Annotated in this window: 20 protein-coding genes and 2 pseudogenes; 6 read left to right on the top strand and 16 right to left on the bottom strand. The window is 62.3% G+C overall.

What is annotated here, in order from left to right:
* Positions 1-362: 362 nt before the first annotated feature.
* The gene (locus ATY76_RS05040; protein WP_088673626.1) at positions 363-2,003 is read left to right on the top strand and encodes a dihydroxyacetone kinase subunit DhaK; all 1,641 of its coding nucleotides are present in this window, start codon (positions 363-365) and stop codon (positions 2,001-2,003) included.
* Positions 2,004-2,012: 9 nt separating this feature from the next.
* Here the strand turns inward: ATY76_RS05040 and ATY76_RS05035 are convergent.
* The 3 genes and pseudogenes from ATY76_RS05035 to ATY76_RS05025 all read right to left on the bottom strand — a co-directional run bounded on the left by ATY76_RS05035 (position 2,013) and on the right by ATY76_RS05025 (position 4,901).
* A pseudogene (locus ATY76_RS05035) lies at positions 2,013-2,740 on the bottom strand (alpha/beta hydrolase-fold protein).
* 86 nt (positions 2,741-2,826) lie between these two features.
* Positions 2,827-3,786, bottom strand: coding sequence for an acetylxylan esterase (locus ATY76_RS05030; RefSeq protein WP_088673625.1), 960 nt, complete (start codon positions 3,784-3,786; stop codon positions 2,827-2,829).
* Positions 3,787-4,127: 341 nt separating this feature from the next.
* Complete coding sequence (locus tag ATY76_RS05025) at positions 4,128-4,901, bottom strand: alpha/beta hydrolase (RefSeq protein WP_088673624.1); 774 nt, start codon at positions 4,899-4,901, stop codon at positions 4,128-4,130.
* A gap of 326 nt (positions 4,902-5,227) precedes the next feature.
* On the opposite strand from ATY76_RS05025, the gene ATY76_RS05020 reads away from it, so the two are divergent.
* Positions 5,228-5,911 (top strand): GntR family transcriptional regulator, encoded by a 684-nt coding sequence (locus ATY76_RS05020; RefSeq protein WP_088673623.1) that lies wholly within the window; start codon positions 5,228-5,230, stop codon positions 5,909-5,911.
* 7 nt (positions 5,912-5,918) lie between these two features.
* Here ATY76_RS05020 and ATY76_RS05015 read toward each other — a convergent pair whose 3' ends face one another.
* Positions 5,919-6,314: a Rap1a/Tai family immunity protein gene (locus tag ATY76_RS05015; protein ID WP_088673622.1), complete on the bottom strand. Its 396-nt coding sequence runs from the start codon at positions 6,312-6,314 to the stop codon at positions 5,919-5,921.
* Between the two features lie 359 nt (positions 6,315-6,673).
* On the opposite strand from ATY76_RS05015, the gene ATY76_RS05010 reads away from it, so the two are divergent.
* The 3 genes from ATY76_RS05010 to ATY76_RS05000 all read left to right on the top strand — a co-directional run bounded on the left by ATY76_RS05010 (position 6,674) and on the right by ATY76_RS05000 (position 9,251).
* A complete protein-coding gene (locus ATY76_RS05010) occupies positions 6,674-7,444 on the top strand; it encodes a siderophore-interacting protein (RefSeq protein ID WP_088673621.1) in 771 nt (256 codons plus the stop codon).
* A gap of 156 nt (positions 7,445-7,600) precedes the next feature.
* On the top strand, positions 7,601-8,491 hold the full coding sequence (locus tag ATY76_RS05005; RefSeq protein WP_088673620.1) for a DUF3800 domain-containing protein: 891 nt from the start codon (positions 7,601-7,603) through the stop codon (positions 8,489-8,491).
* Between the two features lie 286 nt (positions 8,492-8,777).
* On the top strand, positions 8,778-9,251 hold the full coding sequence (locus tag ATY76_RS05000) for a MarR family transcriptional regulator (RefSeq protein WP_088673619.1): 474 nt from the start codon (positions 8,778-8,780) through the stop codon (positions 9,249-9,251).
* A 339-nt stretch (positions 9,252-9,590) separates the two neighbouring features.
* Here the strand turns inward: ATY76_RS05000 and ATY76_RS04995 are convergent, their stop codons facing one another.
* The 3 genes from ATY76_RS04995 to ATY76_RS04985 all read right to left on the bottom strand — a co-directional run bounded on the left by ATY76_RS04995 (position 9,591) and on the right by ATY76_RS04985 (position 12,464).
* Complete coding sequence (locus tag ATY76_RS04995) at positions 9,591-10,637, bottom strand: DUF3095 family protein (RefSeq protein ID WP_088673618.1); 1,047 nt, start codon at positions 10,635-10,637, stop codon at positions 9,591-9,593.
* 93 nt (positions 10,638-10,730) lie between these two features.
* Complete coding sequence (locus ATY76_RS04990; protein ID WP_088673617.1) at positions 10,731-11,126, bottom strand: Ohr family peroxiredoxin; 396 nt, start codon at positions 11,124-11,126, stop codon at positions 10,731-10,733.
* A 141-nt stretch (positions 11,127-11,267) separates the two neighbouring features.
* Positions 11,268-12,464, bottom strand: coding sequence for a TCR/Tet family MFS transporter (locus tag ATY76_RS04985; RefSeq protein WP_088673616.1), 1,197 nt, complete (start codon positions 12,462-12,464; stop codon positions 11,268-11,270).
* A gap of 143 nt (positions 12,465-12,607) precedes the next feature.
* On the opposite strand from ATY76_RS04985, the gene ATY76_RS04980 reads away from it, so the two are divergent.
* The gene (locus ATY76_RS04980) at positions 12,608-13,246 is read left to right on the top strand and encodes a TetR/AcrR family transcriptional regulator (RefSeq protein ID WP_088673615.1); all 639 of its coding nucleotides are present in this window, start codon (positions 12,608-12,610) and stop codon (positions 13,244-13,246) included.
* Between the two features lie 9 nt (positions 13,247-13,255).
* Here ATY76_RS04980 and ATY76_RS04975 read toward each other — a convergent pair.
* From ATY76_RS04975 to ATY76_RS04935, 9 genes and pseudogenes are all read right to left on the bottom strand, one after another.
* Positions 13,256-13,876: pseudogene (locus ATY76_RS04975) on the bottom strand (hypothetical protein).
* Positions 13,877-13,948: 72 nt separating this feature from the next.
* Positions 13,949-15,097 carry an NAD(P)/FAD-dependent oxidoreductase gene (locus ATY76_RS04970; protein WP_088673614.1) on the bottom strand — a complete coding sequence of 383 codons (1,149 nt, stop codon included), beginning with the start codon at positions 15,095-15,097 and terminating at the stop codon, positions 13,949-13,951.
* Positions 15,094-15,726: a TetR/AcrR family transcriptional regulator gene (locus ATY76_RS04965; protein WP_088673613.1), complete on the bottom strand. Its 633-nt coding sequence runs from the start codon at positions 15,724-15,726 to the stop codon at positions 15,094-15,096. Before ATY76_RS04965 ends, ATY76_RS04970 begins: the two co-directional genes overlap by 4 nt.
* Before the next feature lie 296 nt (positions 15,727-16,022).
* On the bottom strand, positions 16,023-16,241 hold the full coding sequence (locus ATY76_RS04960) for a hypothetical protein (protein ID WP_088673612.1): 219 nt from the start codon (positions 16,239-16,241) through the stop codon (positions 16,023-16,025).
* A gap of 26 nt (positions 16,242-16,267) precedes the next feature.
* On the bottom strand, positions 16,268-18,199 hold the full coding sequence (locus tag ATY76_RS04955) for a hypothetical protein (RefSeq protein WP_088673611.1): 1,932 nt from the start codon (positions 18,197-18,199) through the stop codon (positions 16,268-16,270).
* A gap of 233 nt (positions 18,200-18,432) precedes the next feature.
* Complete coding sequence (locus ATY76_RS04950; RefSeq protein WP_008535048.1) at positions 18,433-18,780, bottom strand: hypothetical protein; 348 nt, start codon at positions 18,778-18,780, stop codon at positions 18,433-18,435.
* A 150-nt stretch (positions 18,781-18,930) separates the two neighbouring features.
* Positions 18,931-20,232: an extensin family protein gene (locus ATY76_RS04945; RefSeq protein WP_088673610.1), complete on the bottom strand. Its 1,302-nt coding sequence runs from the start codon at positions 20,230-20,232 to the stop codon at positions 18,931-18,933.
* A gap of 259 nt (positions 20,233-20,491) precedes the next feature.
* Positions 20,492-23,059, bottom strand: a complete 2,568-nt coding sequence (locus ATY76_RS04940; protein WP_245309702.1) for an AMP-binding protein — start codon at positions 23,057-23,059, stop codon at positions 20,492-20,494.
* Positions 23,060-23,269: 210 nt separating this feature from the next.
* Complete coding sequence (locus ATY76_RS04935) at positions 23,270-25,090, bottom strand: methyl-accepting chemotaxis protein (protein WP_088673608.1); 1,821 nt, start codon at positions 25,088-25,090, stop codon at positions 23,270-23,272.
* Positions 25,091-25,528: the final 438 nt, after the last annotated feature.

The raw sequence follows: 25,528 nt of genomic DNA, 5'->3' as shown, positions 1-25,528 counted from the left end.
ATCTGCCGCGCGAGGGGCGCGGAAAATGTCGCGCCCTGGCTGAATACGCCCGTTGCGGCCAGCCGGAAAGACTAAATCTAGCACTGCGCGGGAATATTCCCGATGCGGCCGGCGTCTCAAGAAAAAAGCCCCGCCGAAGCGAGGCCCAAGTTTGATCCGCTCCCGGGAAAACAGGAGCGGCGTAGAGGTCCATACCCTGCCGCCCATCCGCCAGCGAGGCCAGATTACGCCGTATCGGTACGCTCGCGCTCGAAATTTTGCGATTCGTCAAAGACCGGACGTCCTTCAATGCGGGTGGACAGCGCCGCTCCAGACCGGCAAAAAGGCAAGACGACAGCACGAAGAACGGACGGGCTCAATCGATGAAACACTTCTTCAACCGCAGGGAAACTATCGTCACCGAAGCCTTGGATGGCCTGCTCCTCACGAGCGGCAAGGGCCGCCTCGCCCGCCTCGACAGCTTTCCCGATATCAAGGTGATCCTGCGCGCCGACTGGGACAGGTCGAAAGTCGCGATCATCTCCGGCGGCGGCGCCGGCCACGAGCCCTCCCATGCCGGCTTCGTCGGCAGGGGCATGCTGACCGCTGCCGTCTCGGGCGAAATCTTTGCCTCGCCGAGCGTCGATGCGGTGCTGACGGCAATTCGCGCCGTGACCGGGCAGAAAGGCGCGCTGCTGATCGTTAAGAACTACACCGGCGACCGCCTGAATTTCGGCCTCGCCGGCGAAAAGGCCCGCGCTGAGGGCTTCGACGTCGAAATGGTCATCGTCGCCGACGATATCGCCCTGCCCGGCATCAACCAGCCGCGCGGCGTCGCCGGCACCCTCTTCGTCCACAAGATCGCGGGCTACCACGCCGAACGAGGCGAAGACTTGAAGACAGTCGCCGCCCGGGCCAAAAGTGCCGCCGGCGACATCGTCTCGCTCGGCATGTCGCTTTCCACCTGCAGCGTGCCCGGCCAGGCGCATGCGGATCGGCTCGGCGCCAACGAGGGCGAACTTGGCCTCGGCATTCACGGCGAGCCGGGCGCCGAGCGCATCGCGCTGCAGCCGGTCGCCGATATCGTCGCCACCATGGTGGCTCGGCTCTCCGCAGCGCTCGGCGATGTGTCGGACCATGCGCTCCTCATCAACAATCTTGGCGCCGTGCCGCCGCTCGAAATGGCCGTCATCGCCAATGCGGTGCTGTCCTCGACGCTCGGCGGCCGCGTCCGCTTGATCATCGGCCCGGCGCCTCTCATGACCGCGCTCAACATGAACGGTTTTTCGCTGTCGCTGATCCCGCTCGACGCCGACCGCGAAGCGGCTCTCAGGTCCGAGGTCGAGCCGCATGCCTGGATGCCGGCCGTCGAACGCAGCGAGATCGAAATCATCGCAGCACCAAGAGCGGCCGGCGGCTTGGTCGCCGAAGGCGCGGCCGGGGACCACGCCGGCAACCGCCGCCTGATCACGACGCTCTGCGAGCATCTGATCTCGCTGCAAGACGAACTCAACCGCCTGGACAGCCGCGTCGGCGATGGCGACACCGGCTCGACGGTGGCGACGGGCGCCCGCAGCCTGCTTGCCCGCCTCGACACCCTGCCGCTCGACCGCCCGCCCGCACTGCTTGCTGCGATCGGCGACATCCTCGGCACCAGCATGGGCGGATCGAGCGGCGTGCTGCTGTCGATCTTCTTCACCGCCGCGGGTAAGGCCCTGGCCGACAAGCCGGATATATCGGCCGCCCTTCTGGCCGGGCTCGACAGGATGACCTTCTACGGCGGAGCCCGGGTCGGCGACCGGACGATGATCGACGCGCTCTCGCCTGCCCTTCATGCGCTCTCCTCGGGCGGCATTGCCGGGGCAGCGAAAGCTGCGGCATCGGGCGCGGAAGCGACGAAGACGATGACCAAGGCCGGAGCCGGACGCGCCTCCTATGTCGGCGAAAGGGATCTGGCCGGTGTGGCCGATCCCGGCGCGGTGGCGGTCGCCGCGGCCTTCGCGGTGGCGGCTGGCCTGGCCTAAACACCTAGGTCAGATGTAAAGCGGCGCCATCTTCCGCCATGCGCCGGCGCGGGGGGCGCGGCCGTCCCAGACATGCAGCTGATGGCGGATGTTCTTTTCGCCGAGCAGCCGGCTGAGATAGCGGTTGTTGTCGATGAATGGATCGGCATCGCCGATCGTCAGCACGATGTCGATCTCGCGCAGCCGGTCGAGCCGCCAGTCGCCGCCGAGGCCGGGCAGGAAATGCGTCGGCGTGTGGAAATAGACGCTGTCATCGTAATAGCCGTCGAACAGATCGCCGAAGGACTCGACCTTCACCGTCAGGTCGTAGCGCCCGGAAAAGGCGACGAGCTTGCGGAAGAGATGCGGATGGCGGAAGACGAGGCTCGCCGCCTGAAAGGCGCCGAGGCTGCATCCATGCACGATGGTGCAGTCATGCCCATTCTTCCCCGCCATCAGCGGCAGCACCTCGTGAAGGATGTAATCCTCCAGCGCCGCATTCCGGTGGATGCGTTCGGCCGGATGGTGGTGGAAGCCATATAGGCTCTCAAAGGCGAGGCCCTCGATGCAATAGAGCTGGAGATGGCCGGCCTGCAGCTTGTCTGCAAGGCTTGCGACCAGGCCGAGCTGTTCATATTCGAAAAGCCCCCTTCCCGCGTCGGAAAGACCAGCACCTTGGCGCCGGCATGGCCGAACACTACAGCGCCGCGCGTCTTCAGACGCGCAAAGGACGCTGTAGCACTTTTGAATGGCTGCATCCTTCAATCGATTCCGATTGAAGGATGCAGCGGCATCTCCATGTCCCGATGCAGACGCTGGCTGTACCAGCTGAGATATTCGCGGTTCATGACACCCTGAAGAACTGCCCGATCTTGTCGCGGAGAACCGCGTCTTGCTCAGCACTTCCAGGGTAATCGAAATGACCGGCGTCCAGGATGAAGATTTCATTAAATTTCGGTATCGCATTTGCGACAGCGAACTGGCAGGGCGGCGCAACGGCAGGATCGAAAAGCGCCACCGCCGTCAGCATCGGCACCTTGATCCGCCGGGCAGCGGTCGCCGCGTCGTAGTAGCGCAACGTTTCCAGCACGTTTCCATGTTCCGCCTGATATTCCTGCACGCCCTCAGCGCTGCCCACACTCGGCAGCCTCAGGCGCAGCGGCTGGTCGCCGAAGCTCGGCAGCGCCAAATGGCCGCGGTCGATGCGCGGGTCGTAGGCGATCGCCATCGCGCCCACGCCGCCGCCGAAACTGATGCCGCTATAGCCGATATGGCCCAAAAGCCAGGGGTAAAGCCCAACCAGCGTCGAGACGGCAAGCCAGATATCCTCAACGCAGCCGCCGATAATGTAGGAGTCCCGCTTGTCGATATCGTGCAGCACATGCCAGGACGGGTTCTGCGAAATCGCAGGATCGGCGCTGAGCGATAACCCGCGGCAACACGGAAAGAGAAGCGCCGTCTCCTCCACCGGCAGATCGAAATCCGGACGGTCCCGCCCGCCATAACCATGCCCGACAACGAGGCCGCGACGCACCTGCCCCTTACGCGGCAGCAGCAGCCAGCCGCCGATCCTGAAGTCTCCGGTCGAGCGATAGACAAGATCAAGCACATGCCAGTCCGGATGACTGAGCTCGCTGCGGGAAAGCCCCGGCCGCGGATCGACCGCCAGCGCTCTGCGATACCGCGCCTCCCAGAACGCATCGAAACCCTCCGGCTCCTCCGGCGGCTTCACCGCAAGAAGCTCTTCGAGCGTCATGCCATAGGTGGGATCGAAGGCGAAGGGATGTGTGTTGGGGATGCTCATTCAAGGTTTGTCCCGCGAAAATGCCGGCCGTGCAAGGCTATATGGCGGGCGCTCAGGGCGAGTGGCTAGCCGCTGCCGCAATGTGACATTACGGAGAGAGACATCAGTGGCCACCTCGTCCTTCGAGGCCCCTGCGGGGCACCTCAGGATGAGGGTGGAGAGACGCATCGCGCCTTGTCGGGTTCAGTCCACCTGCCGCGCGGCACGCCGATCAGCCCTCATCCTGAGGCGCGCAGGCCAAAGGCCGAAGCCTCGAAGGACGGGGGCGGGTGATGAGCAGTAGGACGGGTTCAGCCAGGATAGGGATTGCTCGTTCCGTAAACGCCCCCGGGCCGCGGAAACTACTGCCCCGCCGCCTCCAGGATCAATTGGCTGATTTCGTCGGGATGGGAGATCAGCGACAGGTGGCTGGCCTTCACCTCGATGGTCTTCGCGCCCATGCGCTTGGCCATGAAGCGTTCGAGATCGGGATTGATCGTCCGGTCCTCGGTCGAAACCGCATACCAACTCGGCTTGGAGCGCCAGGCGGCTTCGGTCGTCTTGCCGGCGAGCAGTGCTTTCTGGAACGGCTGCTGCACGGCAAAGAGCACCTTCGCCCTGGCTTCCGGCAGGTCGCCGGCGAAATCCTTGAGGAAGGCGGCTTCGCTCAAGCGGCCCTCGTCGCCGTCGAAGACGATGCCGGCAGAGGCCGGCGGCGTCGGATAGGTCTTGGCGAGCGCCGTATAATCCTCACCGGCATCCGGCGCACGGGCCGCGACATAGACGAGCGCCGAGACGTTCTCATGAACCCCGGTCTCGGTCACGAGCATGCCGGCGAAGGAATGTCCGACGAGCACGGTCGGGCCGTCTTGCCGGTCGAGTACCCGCTTCACGGCAGCAACCGCCTCGGGAAGCGTGGTCAGCGGGTTCTGCACCGCCGTCGTATTCAGCCCGGCCGCCTGCAGCCGCGCGATCACCTCGCTCCAGCAGGAGCCGTCGGCAAACAGCCCATGCGCCAGCACGACATTGCGCGCTTTGACCGGAGCAGCCATCGCGGCCATGCCGCGGCTGGAAAGAAGAGTGGCGGCGGCGCCGGCAACGAGGGCGGCCGAAAAAGCCCGTCTGTTCATCATCATGATCTGGTTTCCTTACATCTGAGGCTGTTGAAAGGGTCGAGAACATGGAGCCGAGGCACTGATGGCGCCCGGCAAAATCGCTGATCGATGACACTGTGCTGGAAGCGTTCATCGCGGGCGCATGGCGTCGAGAGCGTGCTTCCGTATTCCGGTTCGGCGTGCTTGGTGGACCGCGTATACAAAACCCCGCCGACAGGGGATTTTTGTATTCCACCTCTGCAGAATGTCAATTATTGGATACGTAAAACCTTCGTGAAGCGACGCGCGCATACATACGCGACGCTCTAGGTGTAGTTTGCATACAGGAAGAGGTCAGGAGATCAGCAATGGCGAATGGTTTCGAAACCGAGGATGACGACGATCGCGGCCTCATCTCCGACCGCATCCGCAACGCACTGACCGACGAGATCGCCGCCGGCACGCTCGCGGCGGGCGCTGCGCTCGACGAACAGCAGCTCGCCGATCGCTTCGGAGCCTCCCGCACCCCGGTCAGAGAAGCGTTGCGCCAGCTTGCGGCCGGCGGCCTTGTCGAGCTTCGCGCCCGCCGCGGCGGCGTCGTCGCCCGCATGACGCCGGAGCGCATCATGGATATGTTTGAGACCGTGGCCGAGATCGAGGCCGTCTGCGTCCGGCTCGCCACCTACCGCATGACGCCGCTGGAGCGCAGCCGCCTGATCGAACTGCACGAGTTCTCCCGGCCGATCGTCGAAAGCGGCGACGTCGATGCCTATGATAGTTTCAACCGCCAGTTCCACGAAACCATCTACCGCGCCACCCATAACGGCTTCCTGGAAGAACAGGCGATCGCCATCCGCAACCGCCTGAACGCCTTCCGCCGCACGCAGCTGCGCCAGGGCGAAAGGCTGAGCCGCTCCCGCGACGAGCACGAAGCCATCATGCAGGCGATCGCCGAAGGCGACGGCGAAATGGCCTCGCGGCGCATGCGCGCGCACATGCTGAACGCCGCCACCTCGCTCAGCCGCTTCATCGAGGCCAACAAGCCGGCGTGACCAACCCTCAGGGAATCGGGCAATGGTATTTATAGTGCGTCATGGTGGTCATCAGCTCATCGCCGGTCGCCTCGCGTATGCCGGGATTTTCTTCCAGGAAGGTGCACAGCGTATTGCCAACTGCTTCCGGCGTGGTTCCCTCGGGAATACAGACGTTGACGCCAACGGCGATGGCAAAATGCGCCGAATTCACCATTCGGCTGGGCTTGGGAGGCGCCTCGGTAAAAATGCGGCGGGCGAGATATTCGTCACTGTTCCATTTGTCCAGCCAACCCGCGACATAGCCGACGACGAACTGCCGGGACCCGCGGCAGTCGGAATAGAGAACCTCACCACCGGACAATCCGGCGGGAATCTTTGCTGAAGCCGTTGCCAACAAGGTGGCGATAAGAATGCCCGACATCGCGTCTCCCCAAGTCTCGAAGGCGCGGAGCTTCGATCGGGAAAGTGTCGGAAATGAGCTTCAAACGTGTCATCTTTGGCGCCGCGTGCAAAAGTAGCAATGAGCGGCGATTGGTGTGGTTGCGAGGTCGTCCCGACCGGATCGACGGCCGAAAGTTAAACTTCGGCAATGATCGGCTTTGATGGCTCTGAAGTCGTTGCGCATCCCGGCGCGGTCGGCTACATCAAGCCCGTCAATGGCCGGGCAATCCCGGCCACGTAAGCGTTAACGTCACTCAACGCGTATGATCGAACGGCTTTGCGGCTTCGATCTGCGCGACTGTGTCCTGCGGATCGAGCCTTGAAAGCTCCTGAGGACACATGGACACCAAACACTTCCACGAACAGGCTTCATCGGCTCCCGGCATCGAACGGATCCGCCACGACACGCGCCGGCGCTCGCTGACCGTCGAAACCATCACCGACATCACCCCCGGCATGCGCCGCATCATCCTGCGCGGCGATGAGCTTGCCGATTTCATCAGCCTCGCGCCCGACGACCACATCAAGATCTTCATTCCCACGGCCGAGGGCGAAGAGCGCCGGGACTACACGCCGCGCCGCTATGACAATGCCGAACGCAGGCTCACCATCGATTTTGCCCTGCACGAAGCAGGCCCGGTGACGCAATGGGCGCTCGGCGCCCGCCCCGGCGACAGGCTCGAGATCGGCGGACCGCGCGGCTCGGCCGTCATTTCCGCGAACGTCAAGCGCTGGCTGCTTATCGGCGACGAAACGGCGCTGCCGGCGATCGGCCGCCGGATCGAGGAAAGCAACGCAGGAACCGTCATCACGACGATCGCTGCAGTCACCGGCCCCTTGGAAGAGCAGACCTTCGACAGCCGCGCCGAACTCGATATCCGCTGGGCACACCGGCCGCTATCGCAGGCAACGGACGCCGCAGCGCTGCTGAAACTGTTGAGCACGGTTGATATAAAGCCCGAAACCTTCGTCTGGATCGCCGCGGAAGCCGCTGTGACACGCAACATCCGCAACCATATGCTGACGGCCCGGGGCTATCCCCTGAGTTGGATGAAGGCATCCGGCTACTGGGTGTTCGGCAAGGCAGATGCGACGGAGAAATTCGGCTAGGGGCGGTGGTAGAGGGCGACGAACAGCCATTTGTCGCCCAAGCATTTTTGTAACCATCAGATGGATTCGCTGACGCAATCCCCACCAAACCTAAAAGTATATCTATGACGCGGTAAAACTTTCACTTAGAGTTGATTCTCTGGTCGTTACCGGGTGATGGCGGTCTTTGAGGGCGTACGTTTGGGTGAACCGGATTTTGAATTTGTAGCGTATATTGACGAATCTGGTGACCCTGGGCTCAAGAGAGTCAGGCCAATTGATGCAACCGGTAGCACAGAGTGGATGACTATTTCGGCCGTCGTTATTCGACGAGAGCGCGATACGAATTTGGTGCAGTGGGTTGCCGACATCAATCGAAAAATTGAAAATTCCAACACGCAAATTATTCATTTCAAGGATCTTACCGCAGATCAAAAACTAACCGTCTGCTCCGAACTCAACGTACTTCCAGTGAGATTATTTGTAGTAGCGTCTAACAAAAAGAATATGCGGGGTTACAAAAATGAGCGAGCTGAAAAAGCTGGCTCAAAACAGTGGTTCTATAACTGGTTAGTACGACTACTAATCGAACGTGTAACAGATTGGTGCTTCCGGTATGCAAATCGCCGACGCTTAGAACGGAGGCACGTTAAGTTTATTTTTTCACAGTCTGGCGGCCACTCCTACAGCCAGACGGCGGCTTATCACGAGTTACTGAAGATGCAGTCTCGAGGCGGTCGCATGGTTCTTACGAAGAGAGTTCCAAGGTGGGAAGTTATGAGCTTTAAGCTCGTCGAGAATTATCCGCATTATCAACGAGCAGGGCTTCAGCTTGCTGATGTAGTGGCTAGCGCATTTTATCAGGCCGTCGACAATTTGGACACCGGCCCCTGTGAGCCCAAGTATGCCATCGCCCTTGAAAACCGTATGGCTCTTGGACCTGATGGCGAGCGCCGTGATTACAGCGTGGTCTTACAGCCGACGCCATGTTGGGAAGTCGATATAAGTGAGGAGCAAAAGAAAATATTCCTACACTATGATTATGACTTCCGAAAACCTAGGTGGTAGGCCCCGAGTCCCGTTTCGTCCGGCGCTTGCAGGCTGCATCTGCGCAGCCATACCCCGGATAAGATGCTATTGCATCGGGATGGTTCGGCGTTCCTACCGAATACGATTATAGGAATTTTATCCGCTATTTCAAATGAACTTTTGTTACTGAGCGCAAGTTTTAATCATGCGATGTTGACATAGAAGTGGGAATGCCCCGGAGCAGCTAGCACGGAAAGAGATATTGCGATTTAATCGGATGCGATATATATAGGGCCATCCTTGAATATCCGGACAGGATAGGCCGATGCCCACGTCTAAAACCGCAAAACAGTCCGATGCGCCCGCACCCCGCAAGCTTTCGAATTTCCTGTGCTTCGCGATCTATTCGGCCAACCTCGCCTTCGGCCGCGCTTACAAGCCGCTCCTGGACGCGCTCGGCCTGACCTACACCCAATATATCGCCCTGGTGGCGCTCTCCGAAGAGGATGACCAGACGGTCAGCACGCTGGGGGAAAAGCTGTTCCTCGAATCCAACACGCTGACGCCCATTCTCAAGAAGCTGGAAGCCTCCGGCCTTATCACCCGCCATCGCGATCCTGCCGATGAACGGCAGGTGCGCGTCAGCCTGACGCCGGCCGGCCGCGATCTTGTCGAAACCGACCCCGGCTCCGCCCTGACCGACGCCATCGGCCTCGGCGATGAATTCCCGGTCGTGCAAGAATCCGTGGCGCGGCTGCGCGACAACCTGCTGCGGGCGCAGGCCGAACCGGGAAAATGAGGTTAAAGGCGTATGTCGATGCTCGGTGACATGCCCGAAATCGCGATCGCAACACAGAGATCGGCGGAATAGCCCCTCATCCGGCTGCCGCCACCTTCTCCCCGTAAACGGGGCGAAGGGACTGTGCCGCGACCTCTCCGTCCCACGCCCACGTCTCGCATGGCACGTCCCCTCGCCCCGTTTACGGGGAGAGGGTTAGGGTGAGGGGCATCCATCGGTGCGAACCGGACAGCGGTGGCCTTGTGCCGAGGATCGAAACCTTAGCAACGAATGGAGCCGCAGATGCCTGGGAGAAGCCCGAGCATGACGAAAGAGAGGGCAGCGCCTTTCCTCCCAGCCCTACAGCGCAAGCGGCCGCACGACCTCCACAAGCGCCCCCTCCTCCATCATCTCCGCCGCTCTCGCATAACCGCCGCCCATGCCGTCGAGGAAATGCAGGTGCGAATCCGGGCGGCCGGAGGGGACGAGGCAGGTCATCAGCGCGTGCGACTGGCGGTGCAGGCCGAAGTCGATTTCGCCGCGCGCCCTCGCCGCCGTGAGAATGGCTTCGACGCTGTCGATCTGTTCGGGCGTGCAGTCCAGCGTCAGGCGCAGACCGTCGTCGAACTTGCGAAAGTCCGAATTGGAAGCGACCTCCGACCAAGCTGTCGCACTGACCGGCTTCGCACTGTCCCTCGGGACCGCATTCTCTGCCGAAATCGGATAGGACCGGCGCGGCGCGGCATCGAAAACCGCAAGCACGCGCCTGGCCAGCGCGGCGAAAACTTCCGGGCTCGTATGATCGCGCGGTTCGACCAGCAGCGACAGGATCTCGCCCTGCCGGCTCGGAAACGGCGCCCAGTCGCAGCTGAGGCCGGTCAGGTCGGGCCGCGACGGGTAGCGCCCGGGCTTGACGAGATAGCGGCCGTTCCTGATCTGCTGCTCCGCCCATTTGAGCCCGCCGCCTGCAGACATCGCATAGGTTGCCTTTTCGGAGGCGGCGTAGCGGGCGATCTTCACGTCACGCCCGGCAGCGCGGATTTCGCGGACGGTGAGCAGCCCGACACGCAGGGTCAGGTCGAGGTCGGTCCTGGCAAAACTCGCGACCTGCCGCAATGCCGAGGTCGCGGCCATGAGGCCATGCGGCGGCAGCGCAAAAGCCGCGCCGTCGCCACGAAACACGAAGGGAAAATCGAAGGAGCCCCAGGCATTGCCGAGTGCCGCGATGATCGCAGCGCCAGCATAATTGACATCTTCGCAACGCCCCTGCCCGATTGCCGCCGTCGAGCTGACGACATCGGTGAGCCCGATCAGCCAATCATCAGGCAGCGGCTCGTAGACATCGGGATCGAGCAAAAGCGAAAACTCGTCATAGGCCCGGTGCGGCTCTGCATGGCTGTGGGTCATGGCATATTCTCCGGATCGGTGGCGTTTCGATGGATGCTGGCGCGGAAACGGGTCTGCCGCCGATCGGCAGACCCCGCTTTCAGGCACGTCCGTTTAGACGAGACGAGTCTCGACGCCGATATTGCCGTGCGTCGCCTTGGAGTAAGGGCAGATCCCGTGCGCTGCCTCGATCAGTTCCTCGGCGACGCCGCGCTCGATACCGGGAAGGCTGACGTCGAAGCGTGCGCGCAGGAAGAAGGAGCCGCCATCGGCGTTGAGGGTGATCTCGGCATCGACCTCGGGACCGGCCGGCAGCTTGATCTTCCGCTGCGAGGCGGCGAGCTCAATGGCACCGAGATAGCAGGCCGACCAGGCGGCGCCGAACAGGTTTTCGGCAGCCGGGTGCGGCTGCGGCAGCTTGATGTCGAGCGTGCCGTCGCTGCTGCGTGCATAGCCTTCGCGGCCGCCGGCGATGTGGGTCTTGCCAGTGAAAAGAAGCTTCTCGGTCATTGTCATTTCCTTTCGGTTTTGTCGTTTATAACGTATCCGATTAAATCGGATGCGCTCTAATACGCCGGGCCGATTTCGATGTCAACACCATTCCGATTAAATCGGATGCGATTTACATCAACCGAATGCCGAGGCTCGCCTTTATGCGCTCGCGGGTGCCACAGAACGGCCGGTCCGGGTTCCCAGGAGGACCAGCGGAACCGCGACGATGTAGATGGCGACGACGGAGAGCCAGACGGCGCCCGGCCACGCTTTCTGAACGGCGATGTAGAATGTCGAGAAGGCGAGCGGGCCGATGATCGAGGCCAGGCTCACGGCCGAGGTCAGCACGCCCTGCAACTGCCCCTGGAGGGCGGCTTCGACCTGCCGGGTGGCGAGCGCCTGGAATGCCGGTGTGCCGATGCCGCCAAGCGCGAAGACCGGCATGATGGCGAAGACGATCCAGCCTTCCCTCGCGAAGGCCATGGCGACGAGAGCGATGCAGGCGCAGGCGATCCCGACGACGACGGCACCGCGTTCGCCCAGCCGTTTGCTGGCCGGGCCTGGCAAGAGCGCCTGCACCAGCGTCTGGCAGATGCCGAATGCGCCGAGCGAAAGGCCGATCCAGAGGCCATTCCATTGGAACGTGTCGAAACCCCACAGGGCCCAGCAGGTGCCGTAAGCCTCGCCGGTGGCGCTCAGGATGAAAAACACCAGGATGACCGGCAGGAGCCCCTTCATCGACAGAACCCTGCTGAACGGCCGAAGCGGGTTAAGCGCGGCGAGCTCGATCTTCTCGCGCGCCGGCGTGCGGGACTCCGGCAGAATGAAGAAGGCCAGCAGGAGATTGCAGGCATTCAGCACGGCAGCGGCGATGAATGGCAGCCGCAGCCACTGGTCGCCGAGCAGCCCGCCGAGCACCGGCCCGACGATGAAGCCGATGCCGAAGGTCGCGTTGAACAGGCCGAAGGGGCGGGCTCGCTTATCCTCCGCCGAGATGTCGGTGATGTAAGCCATGGCCACCGAGACGTTGGCGCTGGCCAGGCCGGCGATGGCGCGGCCGAGCAGCAGCATCCAGAGCTGAGGCGCAAAGGTCATGACGAGATAATTGATCGCCGCGCCGCCGAGCGAAATCAGCAGCACGGGGCGCCTGCCGAGATTGTCGCTCAAGGCGCCGAGCACCGGCGCGAAGACGAACTGCATCAGCGCATAGAGCGCAGTCATGATCCCGATATAGGCAGCGACATTGCCGGCATGGGTCACCTCCTGGAGCAGCCGCGGCAGGATGGGGAAGATCAGGCCCATGCCCGCGGCATCGAGGCCGATGGCGGTGAAGATAGCGATGAGGGGCTTATTCATTGGGGCTTCCTTCGGTGCGTGCCGCGCGCTTGCGGAAAATGTAGACCGAGATTAAATATGTACCGAGTACACTAATGCGCCAGGAAGCCACGAAGTCAACATAAATGTGTACTGAGTATAAAATCCCTGCTATCGGTGACGCCATGTCCACACCATCAGACCTGCGCACCCGCAAGCGCCTCGCCACCCGGCGCGCCATCACCCTGGCTGCCGACCGTCTCTTCCGCGAGCGCGGCTTCGAACACGTGACGGTCGATGAGATCGCCGCTGCGGCCGATGTCGGGCGGATGACGGTGTTCAACCACTTCCCCCGCAAGGAGGACATGTTCTTCGATCGCGACGAGGAAGGCCGCGAGATACTGCGCGAGGCCTTGCGCCAGCGCGACCCCGCCATCTCGCCGATCGAGACGCTGCGCCGGCTTGCCCACCGCCTCGTCGAGGAGCAGGCGCCTTTCGTTCAATTCTCTGCTGGAAGCCAGGAGTTCATCGAGACGGTCGAACGCAGCGAGACCCTCAAGGCGCGGGCGAGAGCGATCCGCGACGAACTCGCCGGCGTCGTCGCGGCCGGGCTGGCGGAATGCACGGGCCGAGGAACGGACGATCCCGCCGCCCATCTCGCCGCCGGCATGCTGCTTTCGATATGGAGCGTAGCCTTCATCGAGGCGCACAAGACCTTCCGGCGCGATCGCAATCCTAAGGAAGCGAGAGCCGCCTTCCTCGCCCTCGTCGATCAGGGCACGATCGGCATCAAAGCGGCGATGGCGGGAACGCCTTACGCCTGAGCAAGCTGCTTAGGAGCGCGGCCGGCCGTCGTCGAACAAGGTGGCGAGCCACTGATAATATTTCGGCTGCTTCTCCCGCAACTGCCTGCGCGAATAAGGCGGCCGGCCGATATCGCCATAGAGATAGACGCTCGCCGTGACCGCGAAGAATTCCCGGTCGTTGCTCATCATGTACGCATCACCCGGCCAGAGCCCGCGACCGTTGTTGAAGAATTGCCTGACATCGCCATTGCCGAACCCGCCGGGGAGCATCCTGTCGTGATAAGCGTGCAGAACCTCGTGCAGGATGATCGGCTTGTCCGGGTCGAGGCTCCTGACGCGCAGGTCGATGCCGGTCTTGCTGCTGTAATGGCCGGGGCCGAAAGCGGCAGCGGCGGGGTTCGCCCAGATCGGAATCCCGCGCATGAAGACAAGAACATCGGGCTTCAGATTGACATGCTCGACGATGTCGAGCTGCCGCTTGACGGCCGCGACCATCTCCTTGTCGGGCTCGGCGCCCCTGGCATTGGTCAGATCGACCTGTCAGCCATGATAGGTGAAAACGAGCGGATCGGCAGCCGCCGCTCCCGCTGCCGCAATATGCATGAGCAAGGTGGCGCAAAGCGCCGGAACTGCCGAAATCCTCCGCACCGGCCCCTCCTCGGCGTGTCACGGCGCCGACTGTCGCACAGGCCGAACGGCGGCACAATCACGCGTCACACGTCAGCCGGCGGACGAGCCGGCGCCCATCGACGCCGCCGTGCCGGGCTGCATGCCGAGGAAGAACTCGACGACCGGGCCGGGCGTGCGATCGTTGAAACACATGTCCAGACCAGCGGACGACTCCGCCGCGGCAGTTTCGCTGCGCGGAAACATCATGGCTTCATAAGCGGCGAGCGCCGTTTCGATATCGTCGTGGGCAAGGATCGCCTGCGCCAGGTCCGCCCCGTCGCGCATGGCCAGATTGGCGCCCTCGCCGGCAAAAGGAGACATAAGATGGGCGGCATCGCCGATCAGCGTGATGCCCGGCCTGCGGACCCAGCGGTGGCCCACCGGCAGGGCAAAGAGCGGTCTTGCGATCAGCGGCGCCTCGCTCTTGGCGATGAGACCGACAAGCGACTGGTCCCAGTCACAGAAGCGCGTCAACACGTCTTCGAGCAAGCCGCCGGGCTTCGACATGACCTCACTCGACCATTCGGCCGGCGCCTCGAAAGCGGCGTAACTGCAGATCAGATCGCCGGGCTCTCGGTGCGCGAGAATGCCTTTGCGCTCGGAAAGCGCCATCACCGTCCCTTTTCCGACGATTTCACCCTGCTCGGGAAACCGGGAGGAAACCTCCGTCAAACGCGCTTCCGCGAAGGACAGGCCGGTATAGACGGGCTGGATATCGGTCAGAAGCGGCCGCACCTTCGACCAGGCGCCGTCGGCGCCGATCAGCACATCCGTTCTTACCGAGAGCCCGTTCGCGAAGGTGACGATATAGCCGCCATCCGCCGCGGCGGCGACTTCGGTGGCGCGATGCCCCCACCGAATGATGCCCTCCGGCAGCGCGGCGATCAGCATGGCCCGCAACTGGCCGCGCTCGACTTCAGGGCGAAGATCGTTGCCGTCCTCGGCAAGATGCAGCCTGCCCGTCTTGTCGAGAACGCGGAACGCATCACCATCCTCCAGGACGATCCTGCGGAATGTCTCGTAAAGGCCGGCGGCTCTCAGCGCCGCCTGCCCGGTCTCGACATGCATGTCGAGCATGCCGCCCTGATGGCGCGCGTCGGCGGAGGCGTCGCTTTCGAAGATGCGCACATCCATCCCGCTGATATGAAGGATACGGGCGAGCACCAGCCCGCCGAGGCCGGCTCCAAGAATGGTGATCATGCTTTCGTCTCCGCGCGTCGTGTCATCAGAATGCCGTTGATCAGCACATCGAAACCCCAATCCAGCCGGTGGCCGCCGCCTGAAAGCAGATCGTCGCCGAGCCGCACGATGTTCGGCAGGATCCCGGCATCAGCCGCTTCGATCGCCGCGCTCAGCGACGAGAATTCCGACGGCGAGCGTGGCGAGGCTTTCCAGGCTGCCTTCTCGGCGGCCTGGGCCGTGGCGTAAAGCAGGAGCAGGTCGACCGCCCAAGCCGCCTCGGCATCCGGCACGCCGCCCTCCTTCAGCAGCACCAGGATCTTTTCCACCAGCGCGAGGTAGTTCGCCCCGCTCGGCATGGTCGACATCGCCATGCGCGCCAGTTCGGGATGATCGAAAAGCACCGACATGTAGCTGCGAAGCGTGCCCTTCAGCCGTCCGCGCCAGTCCGCCGGCAAAGGAGGCGCGACGACGCCGGCAAGCAGCGCGTCGAGGATCTCGGCATGAAGATCCTCCGTGTCGCTGATATAGACGTAGAGCGAGGCGGGGCCGGTATCGAGCGCGGCCGCCACGCGCCGCATCGTTACCTTCGCAAGCCCCTCCTCGTGGAAAAGCGCGAGCGCTGCTTCAACGACCCCTTCCCGGCTCAAGGCTGGCTTGCTCGGCCTTTCCCGCCGGCTCCTGGGTTGTCGCCCCATATGTTTCCACTCCACCACGAACGTGTTCTTAACGAACATGTTCGTTGTTAAATGTCAAGACGTCGAGGGTAGAACGGCCATAGATGGTAGAAATAGGTGGCAACGATACGGGCTCGGCGGCTCCGAATGGAGAGCAAGCCGGTGCGAAATAGCGTGTCCGGAGTACAGGCCTGAAGTTCGGCCCTTCCAGCTCTCGACGGCAGCCCTGACCGGCTTGCCGTCGAGTATCCTCAGCTTAGATTATGCGTTCAGCCGTCGTAATGACCCGAAAGCGCTGCCTCCGCCGACTTCACGACCACGGCAACATTGACGCCCTTGGTCACGACTGCGCCGGTGGCGCGGAGATTGGCGATCGTTTGCAGGCCGCCGGATTTCGGCGCAGCGAGAGGCTGTACGGTCTTGGCGTCGAGATCCGCCACCCAAAGATTATCTTCACCTTCAATACTGATGACAACCACTCTAGCCATGCTTTGCCCCTTCTATTGATTGATACTTAAAATCCAGCTTTCTTCAGACCTTCGCGATAAAGATCTTTATGCCATTGCTCTTTACTCGGAACTGCCGACAGCCACTTATCCACATCGAAGTCCGGATTGGCTTCGCGAAACCTGCGCACGAAAACCCGCGCCTTGTCGTGGCGGCCCAACATCGCGCAGCTTGCGGCCGACAGCCTGTCCGCCAGGCTGGAGTCCGCCATCTGCCCGATGTAATCCAGTGAAGATTCGAATTCGCCAAGGGCGTAGTTCGCGCCCGCCGCGGTCCAGAAATAGGTATCCGGAGCAAGCGGGTTCAGCTCGATCGCCCGCTCGATTTTTCTGAGCGCCATGGCCGGAAGCGAGCAGTGCACCAAAGTATCCGCATAGTCGGCAATCACGTCGGCATAATGCGGCGCGAGGTTTTCCGCCACTTCCATCGCCTCGGCGCTTTCGTCGAAGGCCCCTTGCAGCAGCTTGGCCACGCCAAATTCGCGATAGCCGTCGGCGAAGTCGGACCGCTTCTCGATCGCCTGCCTCGAGGAGGTTTCCGCCGTCTTCAGCAGCTCGATATCGCCTCGAGCGGTCAGCAGCCACTCCTTGGAATAGGTCCGCGCCATCGAGCTCAGCGCAGGCGCGAAATCGGGGCTGACGCTGAGCGCGGCCTTCATTTCCTTGCGCGCCCGCCTCAGATTCGGAAGGGTCAGCCGCGCCAGATGCCGCCTGCCGACGAGGTAGCGATGATAGGCGACCGGATTGAGATCCTCGCGCAACGCTTCATGGCGTTCGATTTCGCTCGACACCGAAAGCGCGATCTGCCGGGCGACGGCTCGCCTGTCCTTCAGCAACTCCATGTGATCGAGACTGAACCTCTCGGCCCAGACGATCTGGTTCTGGTCGAAAAAGATCAGCTGGGCGAACAAGGTCACCTCGTCGCCCGCATTGCTGATCCTGGTATCGAGGATGTAATTGACCTTCTGGCGTTCGAAGAAGGCCTTCTGCGTTTCGGTGTGATGGCCGATCAGGACTGCCGAATAGGGCGCTATGACCTGCAGGCTGTTGAAAGCGCAGAAACCGATGGTGATGTCTTCCACCAGCGAGGCGGCGAGGAAACCGGCCTCGGGCCGGATCGACTGGCTCTTCGGCGGAAGCAGCACCAGGCGTGGGATTTCGAGCCGGATCCTCTCGGCCTCCAGGGAAAGAGCGGCTTCGTGTCCTTCTCTGGCAGATGCCGGCGCGGGACGGGAAGAGCGTCCGTCACCGCCATCGGCACCGTCGAGCACGGCGATCCCCCGCAGAATGGAATTCTGCCGCTTCTCGAAATGATCGCGAAGGTGCTCGACCTCTTCCTCCGCCTGGAAGATCGGGATGAGCATCTGCAGCGTATCCGGATCCTTCGGCTCCGTCCGAAACAGGATGACCGCGGCCTTCCGCAGGAGCTCGGATTCCCGTCGCGACCGCGCCAACCCGGATGCCGCTCTCAGCGTATTTCCGAGAAGCTCGACATGGCAGCTTTCGCGTTCCGCCAGCCAGCGCTGAAACTCGCGGCTATGGCAGTTGACCGGCCCGAGAAAGGGCTGGTTCATCAGCTTCACGACATGCTCCAGCCGAACAAGCGGTTCGGCATCCTCCCCCTGGCCGGGCAGCAGCAGATCGGACGACAGGGTCTCCCGGTTCAACGAAACCAGATTGGCCTGCAGCGCAAGCAGGTTCACGCCAAGCTCGGCCTGGCGGGCGTTGATCCGCGAAATCACCTTGCGCAGCGTCGAAAGCGAGGCGCTCTTGTCAGCTTCGCCCCAGAGGAAACGGGCGAGCGTCGACCGGTCCGCCGCCCCCTGATCGGCGGTGAACAGATAGGCGAGAAGCAGAAGGCCCTTCTCGGGAAAGGCGACCGGATTTCCGCTCCGGTCAACGAGCTGCAAGCTGCCGAAAGTCTTCAGAATGAAAGTCATTTTGCGTCTAAGTCACCACAAGGGATGTCGTTCGCGTGAAACGGAATGTGCGATACGCAACAAAAGGAGGCGCCAAGTTCAGCCGGCCGGCACTCTGTCTTAACCTCTGGGGAAATTCAACAAGCTTGTGCCGTGCAAACTTTACTTATGTTTTTACACCGATCCAATGAATTTCCGGATGTATTCGCAGCCGGTTTTACCTGCGCCTGCCGGCCGCAGCCGCGGAGCGATGCTCAGACCTTTTCTTTCTTCCTGGTCTTTTCCTTGGGCTCCACCGGCGCATCCGGTGTCGGCGCCAGAAGCTTGCGCAGCGAGGCGATCTTGTCCTTGACCAGCGGGCGGAAGCGCGTCGCGCGATAGGGCATGTCGGCCGCGCCATAACCTTCCGGCCCATCATCATTGCCGCGATGGATTTCCGCAAGCTTCACGCCGATGAAGGTGCCGTCGACATAATGCGTGTATTCGCCCACCCAGCGGATCGTATAGATCTCGCCCTTGCGGATGAGCTGATCGATGCTGACATGCTTGAAGGTATCGTTGATGCAGACGACCTTCTGGCCGACGTGGAATTCATAGCTCATGGATCAAACTCGCCAAAGCGTGCGCGGTTTTGCGATAACGACACGCGTAAAACTCTCCAACGGCAATCCGCCTCGCCCTTCTATAGCGCGCCCGGCGGCCGGGATGAACCCTTTTTCAAAGGGCTTGGCCGGATCGCTCCCGCAACCCAGTCAGTTGCAATAAACCTTGCCGCTCTTGCGGGAGCGCAGATCGAAGTGGAAGTGGTTCCAATGCTCCGGGTTGCTGCCCGGCCCGAGCACGGTGTTGAAATAACGGCAGCTGTCGCTGCGCACCGCTTTCAGAAGCCGGCCTTCGCGGAGGGAGAACAGGCCCTTCTTGCGCACGTCGATCGCATGGCCGTTCTTCAGCACGAACGTGCCGACGTCGATGGCATTGCCGCGGGCATGTTCCGACATCGGATTGTATCGCTGCCGGCTGTTGTTCATGCGCCGGCAGGAATAGCCGCCGAGCGGCTGGATCGTCCGGATGCCGCTCCAGTAGCGGTAGCGGGCCGATGGGGCCAACTCGTTCTTCACCCATTTGGCAAACGCTAGCGTCACCTGGCAGTTCAGCGTCACCGCCGGCTTGACGCCGATATTGCCGGAAAGCCCTTTCAGCGACACCGGATAAGGCACCTGGCAGGCCGGCCCCTGCGAGATCGGCGGCTTCTCGTCGAAGAGCACGCCCATGCGCTTCAGCTCGCGCCGGCAGGCAAGCTCGGAGGCCGGCATGACGCTGGGATCGACAGGTGCGGCCGGCTCGCTCATCATCGGATTGTTCGGCCGCAGCATCGCGACTTCCTCGGCCTCGTCCTCTTCGGGAACGCGGGTCGGCGCCACAATGGGGCTGCCGTCGCTCCAGGTCGGCGCCCGGCTCATCTCAGCTTGCGCCGCCGGCTGCGGCACGATCTGCCGCTCTGGCTGGTTCAGCTGGGTCGGACTATCGGTGCCGATGCCGTCGACGACCGGCTGGGTGGCATTGCCCTCGGCGATCTGCTGCTGTTGCTCCTGCGCCAGGCCGACGACCGGCTCGGCCCCAAGCTCGTCATCCATGTTGACGCCGCCGGAAGGGATCGCAAGGTTCTGCGTACCGCCCCAGTTCCCGGTCTGCTGGCCTGCCGCCATCGCCTCGTCGCTGTCGATCATCGGCAGCCGGCGCCCACGCGCTGCCGGCTGCGCGGAGGCGGCGTGACCGGTGCCGGCAAGGTTCGGCGTATCGAGATAATCGACGGAACTCTGGCTATTGCCGACAGGCGCGCTGGAAACGGGATAGGAGGCTTGGCTCTCCACGGGCGCCATGCGCACCGCCGGCGCCATACGCGCCGCGCCCCGCGCCGGCGAGATCGAACTAACCCTTGTGCCGCTGTCGACATTGGCAGGTGGCACCAGCCCGTCGCTGATCGAACAGGTCGTCAGCGCCACCGAAAGCAGCACGGGCAAAAGGGAACGCCGAGGAAAGGAAACAAACGCCATACTCTTATCGCTTCCGCAGGCCGGCAGTGCAGTGACCGAAAAAACTCGGTCCAATTTTAATTAAAAACGGTGAATGAAAACTTACCGGCACAATCTGAAGGCGACGGAAACGAAAAAAGCCGCTCTCGCGGCTCCGGGATCGGCGCCAGATGCAACTTTGACTCGGCGCAAGCACAGGATGAAATGCATGATCCCGCTGCGGCGAAGACGCCGCATTCTTTGAATTATCGGTGGCTCAGCAACAGACGAGGCCGCCCGATCAGGCCGCCAGCCAACGCCGCGCCGTCAGAATCCAGGACAGGCTTCCGAGCCGGGATATTGCCCGATTGGCCGAGACCCCGACAGCGACACCGCCTGCAATCGCGACGAAATCGAAGGCCGGTGATGCAAGCCCATCGAATGCCGGCGTCATCAACAGCTCCGGTACGAAACGATGCAGGAGATAGATCGGAAAAGCGGATGCGGCAATCACCGTGACAAATCGGCTCAATGCCGCCGGCAGGCGAAGATGCGGCTTATAGAGCAGCACGAGGAGCGCGGCCAGGATGCTCATATATTTCATCGTCGTGCCGATCCAAAGGGACTCGCCGAAGCCCAGATAACCCAGCATCGCGATCGCCATGGCGGCAACGGCAAGCCTCTTTGCACGAGTGTCGGCAAGGCCGGCGCACCAACCGAAAACGCAAATATGGAATACCCAATAGAGCGTGAATATCTGCCGCTTGCCCTCACCGACGAGGAGCGGCATTGAAAAGCGCGCGGCGATCGCGAGCCCCAGAAGCGCAAGCGAGAAAGCAAAAAGCCGCTTCACCGCGAAGCTGCGCACGAAAGGTATTGCGAAGATTAGCGAAAAGACCAGCAGCGTCTGCGCATAAGCCTCGATGAACCAGTAGAGATAAGGGATCATTTCGTGGCGCTCCGGCTCGGCATAGCCGAAATTGCCGGTGAGCGTCAGCGAAGCCCAGGGCATCGTCCGCCAGACGAATGCGTAAGCCGCGACGATCAGAAAATAAGGGATGAGGACGTTTCCCGCCGACCGCAGCATGTGATGGAACCGGCCAGCGAGAAGATGGTCGGACTGGAAGCGCGCCAGGCTGAAACCGACGAGCAGCATCATGACGCCCGATCCGCCTGGAATGGGCCACAGCATCTGGTGATGGATGACCACCATCATTATGGCGATTGCCCGCAGCATCAGATCGGACGGCACGGACACCGCCTCGCCTCTCGCCGGAGGCCGCGATATTTCCGGGCGAGCGCCGAGCTCCGCAAGCCGCATACGCTCCCAGCCTTCGGGCAGGACGAGGCCGAGCCGGTCGAGCTCCAAGGTCAGTTGCAGGAAGCGAAGGGAATCGCCGCCGAGCGAGACGAAACTGTCATTGCGCCCGACGGGAACCGGGTAGAAAACCGCGGCGAAGGCCTCGATAAGGCTATGCGCCTCGGACTGGCGCCGGGAGCGGGTTTCCAGCATCTCTTCGGCAAGCCTGGCGTAATCGATCTTGCCCGAGCCAAGCCGGGGAAGGTTTTGCCGGACGGAAACGGAGATGAGATTGGCCGGAAGCCGGCTGGCTTCGACAAGGATGTGCCTCGCCTTTTCAGCCAGCGCCGCATCGTCGACATAGACCTGGAGCCTCGCATCGTCGCCCAGCACCGCCGCAGCAATGTCGTGGCGCGCCAGCGCCTGCTCCATGATGTCGAAGCCGATCCTGAGACCGGCGATCTTGGCGAAGCGGGCCTTGCGCCCAACAATGCGGAAAAGGCCGTCTTCGCAGCGCATGCCGACATCGCCGGTTCGCAGTTCATGGACCTCGGCGCCGCGCGCAAGATCGGCGCGCCGCTCGCCATAGCCCATCATCACATTCGGGCCGCGATAGACCAGCTCCCCGGTAACACCGGCGTCGACGACGCGCCTTCCCTCGTTATCGACGAGATCGAGGGAGCCGCCGGGAATGGCGATGCCGATGCGCTCCTCATTGTCGGAGAGACAGTCCGGCGGAATGAAGGCGATGCGAGCCGTCGCCTCGGTCTGCCCATACATGACGAAGAACTGGCCTCCGCTTGCATGCATATGATCGCGGTAGAGGCGGATGAGATCGGGACCAAGCCGCCCGCCCGCGACCGTCATGAAGCGCAGGCCATCCGGCATTGCCGAGCGGAAGCCCGCTTTTTCCATGAGCTCGTAGGAATAGGGAACGCCGGACAGATTGGTGCAGCCGTTCTCACCGATGGCCCTCGCGAATGCGCTGTCCATCACGGACATGCCGGGAAGGAAAATGCTGCCTCCGGCGACCAGATGCGAGTGAAGGACCGACAGGCCGTAGGAATAGTGAAGCGGCAGCACAAGCGCGGTGCGATCGCTCGGCGAGAGCTTCAGATAGGCTGCAATCGCACGCGCATTGGAATCGAGATTGGCATAAGACAGGCGGACCGCCTTTGCCGCGCCCGACGTGCCGGATGTCATCAGCAGCAATGCAAGGTCGGGATGCAGCGGCGGCCCGACGGCATCCGGCTCATTTTCCGCAACGAGACGCCACCGCTGATCCACTTGCCGATAGGTGAAATCCGGCTGGAAGGCGTCTCGGAAATCATCCCACAGCCGCTCATCGCAGGGCGGCAGCATTGCGACCGCATGCCCGGCCCGCAGCGCGCCGAGATAGGCGACGATCACATGCTCCGAGAGATCGGCGGCAATTGCCACGAGCCGCTTTCCACCGCCCAGCCGATCGGCAAAACGCTGCATCCGGCTGTCGAGCTCCGCATAGGAAAGCGCATGTCCATCGGCAAACATAAGCGCCGGCCGCTCTTCTGCGCGAGCGATCACGGACATGAGGTCGACTGCGGTCATAAGGTAAAACTTGAGAACGATCGGAAATAGCGAGGCGCCTATAATCCTTGAATGTCAAAGTCAACAAATTATGTCGCCCGCGGAGAGCCGTGAAACAGTCGAGACGAGCAAAATCAGCCCGTCATCCGCAAGAAACGAAAAAGAGCCGTCGGGGACGGCTCTTTTCCAGGCATTACGATTGGGTGCAGATCGTCACGCGGCCCGTGTGTATCTGGCCTCGGCCTGCCGCCCGGCCTCGCGCAGGCGGAAGTTTGCGAGCAGTGTCTTCAGCTGCGTGCTTTCGTCGGCGAGCGTGCGGCTTGCCGCCGTCGTCTCCTCGACCATCGCCGCATTCTGCTGCGTCATCTGGTCCATGTGATTGACGGAGCTGTTGATCTCGTTCAGGCCGGTCGCCTGCTCGCGCGCCGCCGTCGCGATCGAGGCGACGTGATCGTTGACCTGATTGACCAGCGCCTCGATCTCCAGCAGCGCGTCACCCGTCGAGCGCACCAGCGCGACCCCGCCCTCGACTTCCGTCGCCGAACTGCTGATCAGTGTCTTGATCTCCTTGGCCGCATTGGCGGAACGCTGCGCGAGTTCGCGTACTTCCTGGGCGACCACGGCAAAGCCGCGGCCCGCCTCGCCTGCCCGCGCCGCCTCAACGCCGGCGTTCAGCGCCAGAAGGTTGGTCTGGAAGGCGATCTCGTCGATGACGGAGATGATCTGGTTGATGCGGCTCGAGGATTCCTCGATCCGGCCCATCGCGGTCACGGCGTTGCGGACGATATCGCCGGAGCGCCCGGCGCTCGCCTTGGTCTCGGCCACCATTTCGCGCGCCTCGTTCGCCCGCTCGGATGCGGTCTTGACCGTCGCGGTGATCTCGTCGAGTGCCGCCGCCGTCTCTTCGAGCGCCGCCGCCTGCTGTTCCGTGCGCTTCGACAGATTGCCGGTCGCCTCGCTGATATCGGACGCGCTGTCGTTGACGACGCGGCTCGATTCGGCGATCGCATGGATGACGCCGTTCAGCGCATCGACCGCGGCGTTGAAGTCGCCCCTGAGCTTGGCGTAGTCCTCGCCAATATCGCCGATCGACACCGTCAGGTCGCCGCCTGCGAGCTTCTCCAGGCCGACGCCGAGCGCCTGCATCGCCTGGGTCTGGCGTTCGGAAGCCGAACGCAGGCTCGCCTCGTTGCCGCGGCGCTCTTCCTCGATCTGCCGCTGCCGCTCGTCTTCCCGGCCGCGCAGAGCGCTGCGCTCATCGACGGAATCGCGCAGCACCAGCAGCACCTTGGCCATCTGGCCCACTTCGTCGCGGCACTCGCTGCCGGCAATCTCCACCGATGCCTCTTCGGCGGCGATCGCATTCATCGCCGTCTTCAGCCGCGCGATCGGCGCCGTCACGCTGCGCACGATGGCGAAGGCGATCGCGATTGTCGCCAGCGCGCCGATCAGGCAAACCACGGCGGCCCACATCGCATTCTGGCGATAGAGCGCGGCAAGGTCGTCGCCATAGACGCCGGTGCCGACGATCCAGCCCCAGGGCTCGAAGCCGGCGACATAGGAATATTTCAGCACCGGCTCATCGGCGCCCGGCTTCGGCCAGTAATAATCGACGAAGCCCTTGCCGTCCTTCTTCACCTTGTTGACGAACTCGACGAACAGGAACTTGCCGTTCGGATCCTTCATCTGCGAGATATCGGTGCCGTTCAGCGCCGGCTTGATCGGGTGCATCACCATCTTGGGATGCATGTCGTTGATCCAGAAATAGCCGTCTGCGCCGTAGCGCATGGCGCCGATGACGTCCTTGGCGGCCGTCTGCGCCTGCTCGCGGGTCATCGTGCCCGCCTGCTCCATCTTGTAATATTTGTCGAAGATGCCGAGCGCCGTCGCATCGAGCTGCGCCAGCCCCGCCTTCCGCTCCGCTTCCAGCTCGGAGTAAGAGTAGTTCAGAAAGAAGACCATCGTCGCCGTGAGCACGGCAAGCGTGAAGCCGACGAGGCAGTAAAGGCGGGTGGAAATCTTGACGTTGCGCATGGGGTTCCCGGCGATTCTTATGAGATATCGGCGCCATACTGCACGACCGGAATTACTGGAGCGTAAAGCTTATTTAGAATTCACTTAATTAACGTAAGGGGAGGCGCAGAGTGCAAAAATACAGCCAGCTGAAAACGCGCGAAACATGAACATCGGCAATTATCTTGCGTCTATGCTGTCACGCTGGCTCTGATGTTTTCGAAGGCATACCCTTATTTCAGATGCCTAATATGTGCCTGAGCAGGACTACACATGCACCGAAGGTCCCGAATAAGTACATCCCTATGACGAACCAGAATTGAATCGGACGTTCACTCCGGTACAAATCCGGGGGTGACCCGAAATAACTCTTCATCGGCAAATGGCCTGTCCAGATGGCACGAAGACAAAACACAACCACCCCAACTGCGGTTCCGAAGAGAAGTATGTAGCCGACTA

This window comes from Rhizobium sp. R339, assembly GCF_002211395.1.
In the GTDB taxonomy this organism is placed as follows: Bacteria; Pseudomonadota; Alphaproteobacteria; order Rhizobiales; family Rhizobiaceae; genus Rhizobium.
Note: the sequence above shows the minus strand (reverse complement) of the source record. Positions and strands in the feature narration are given on the sequence as shown.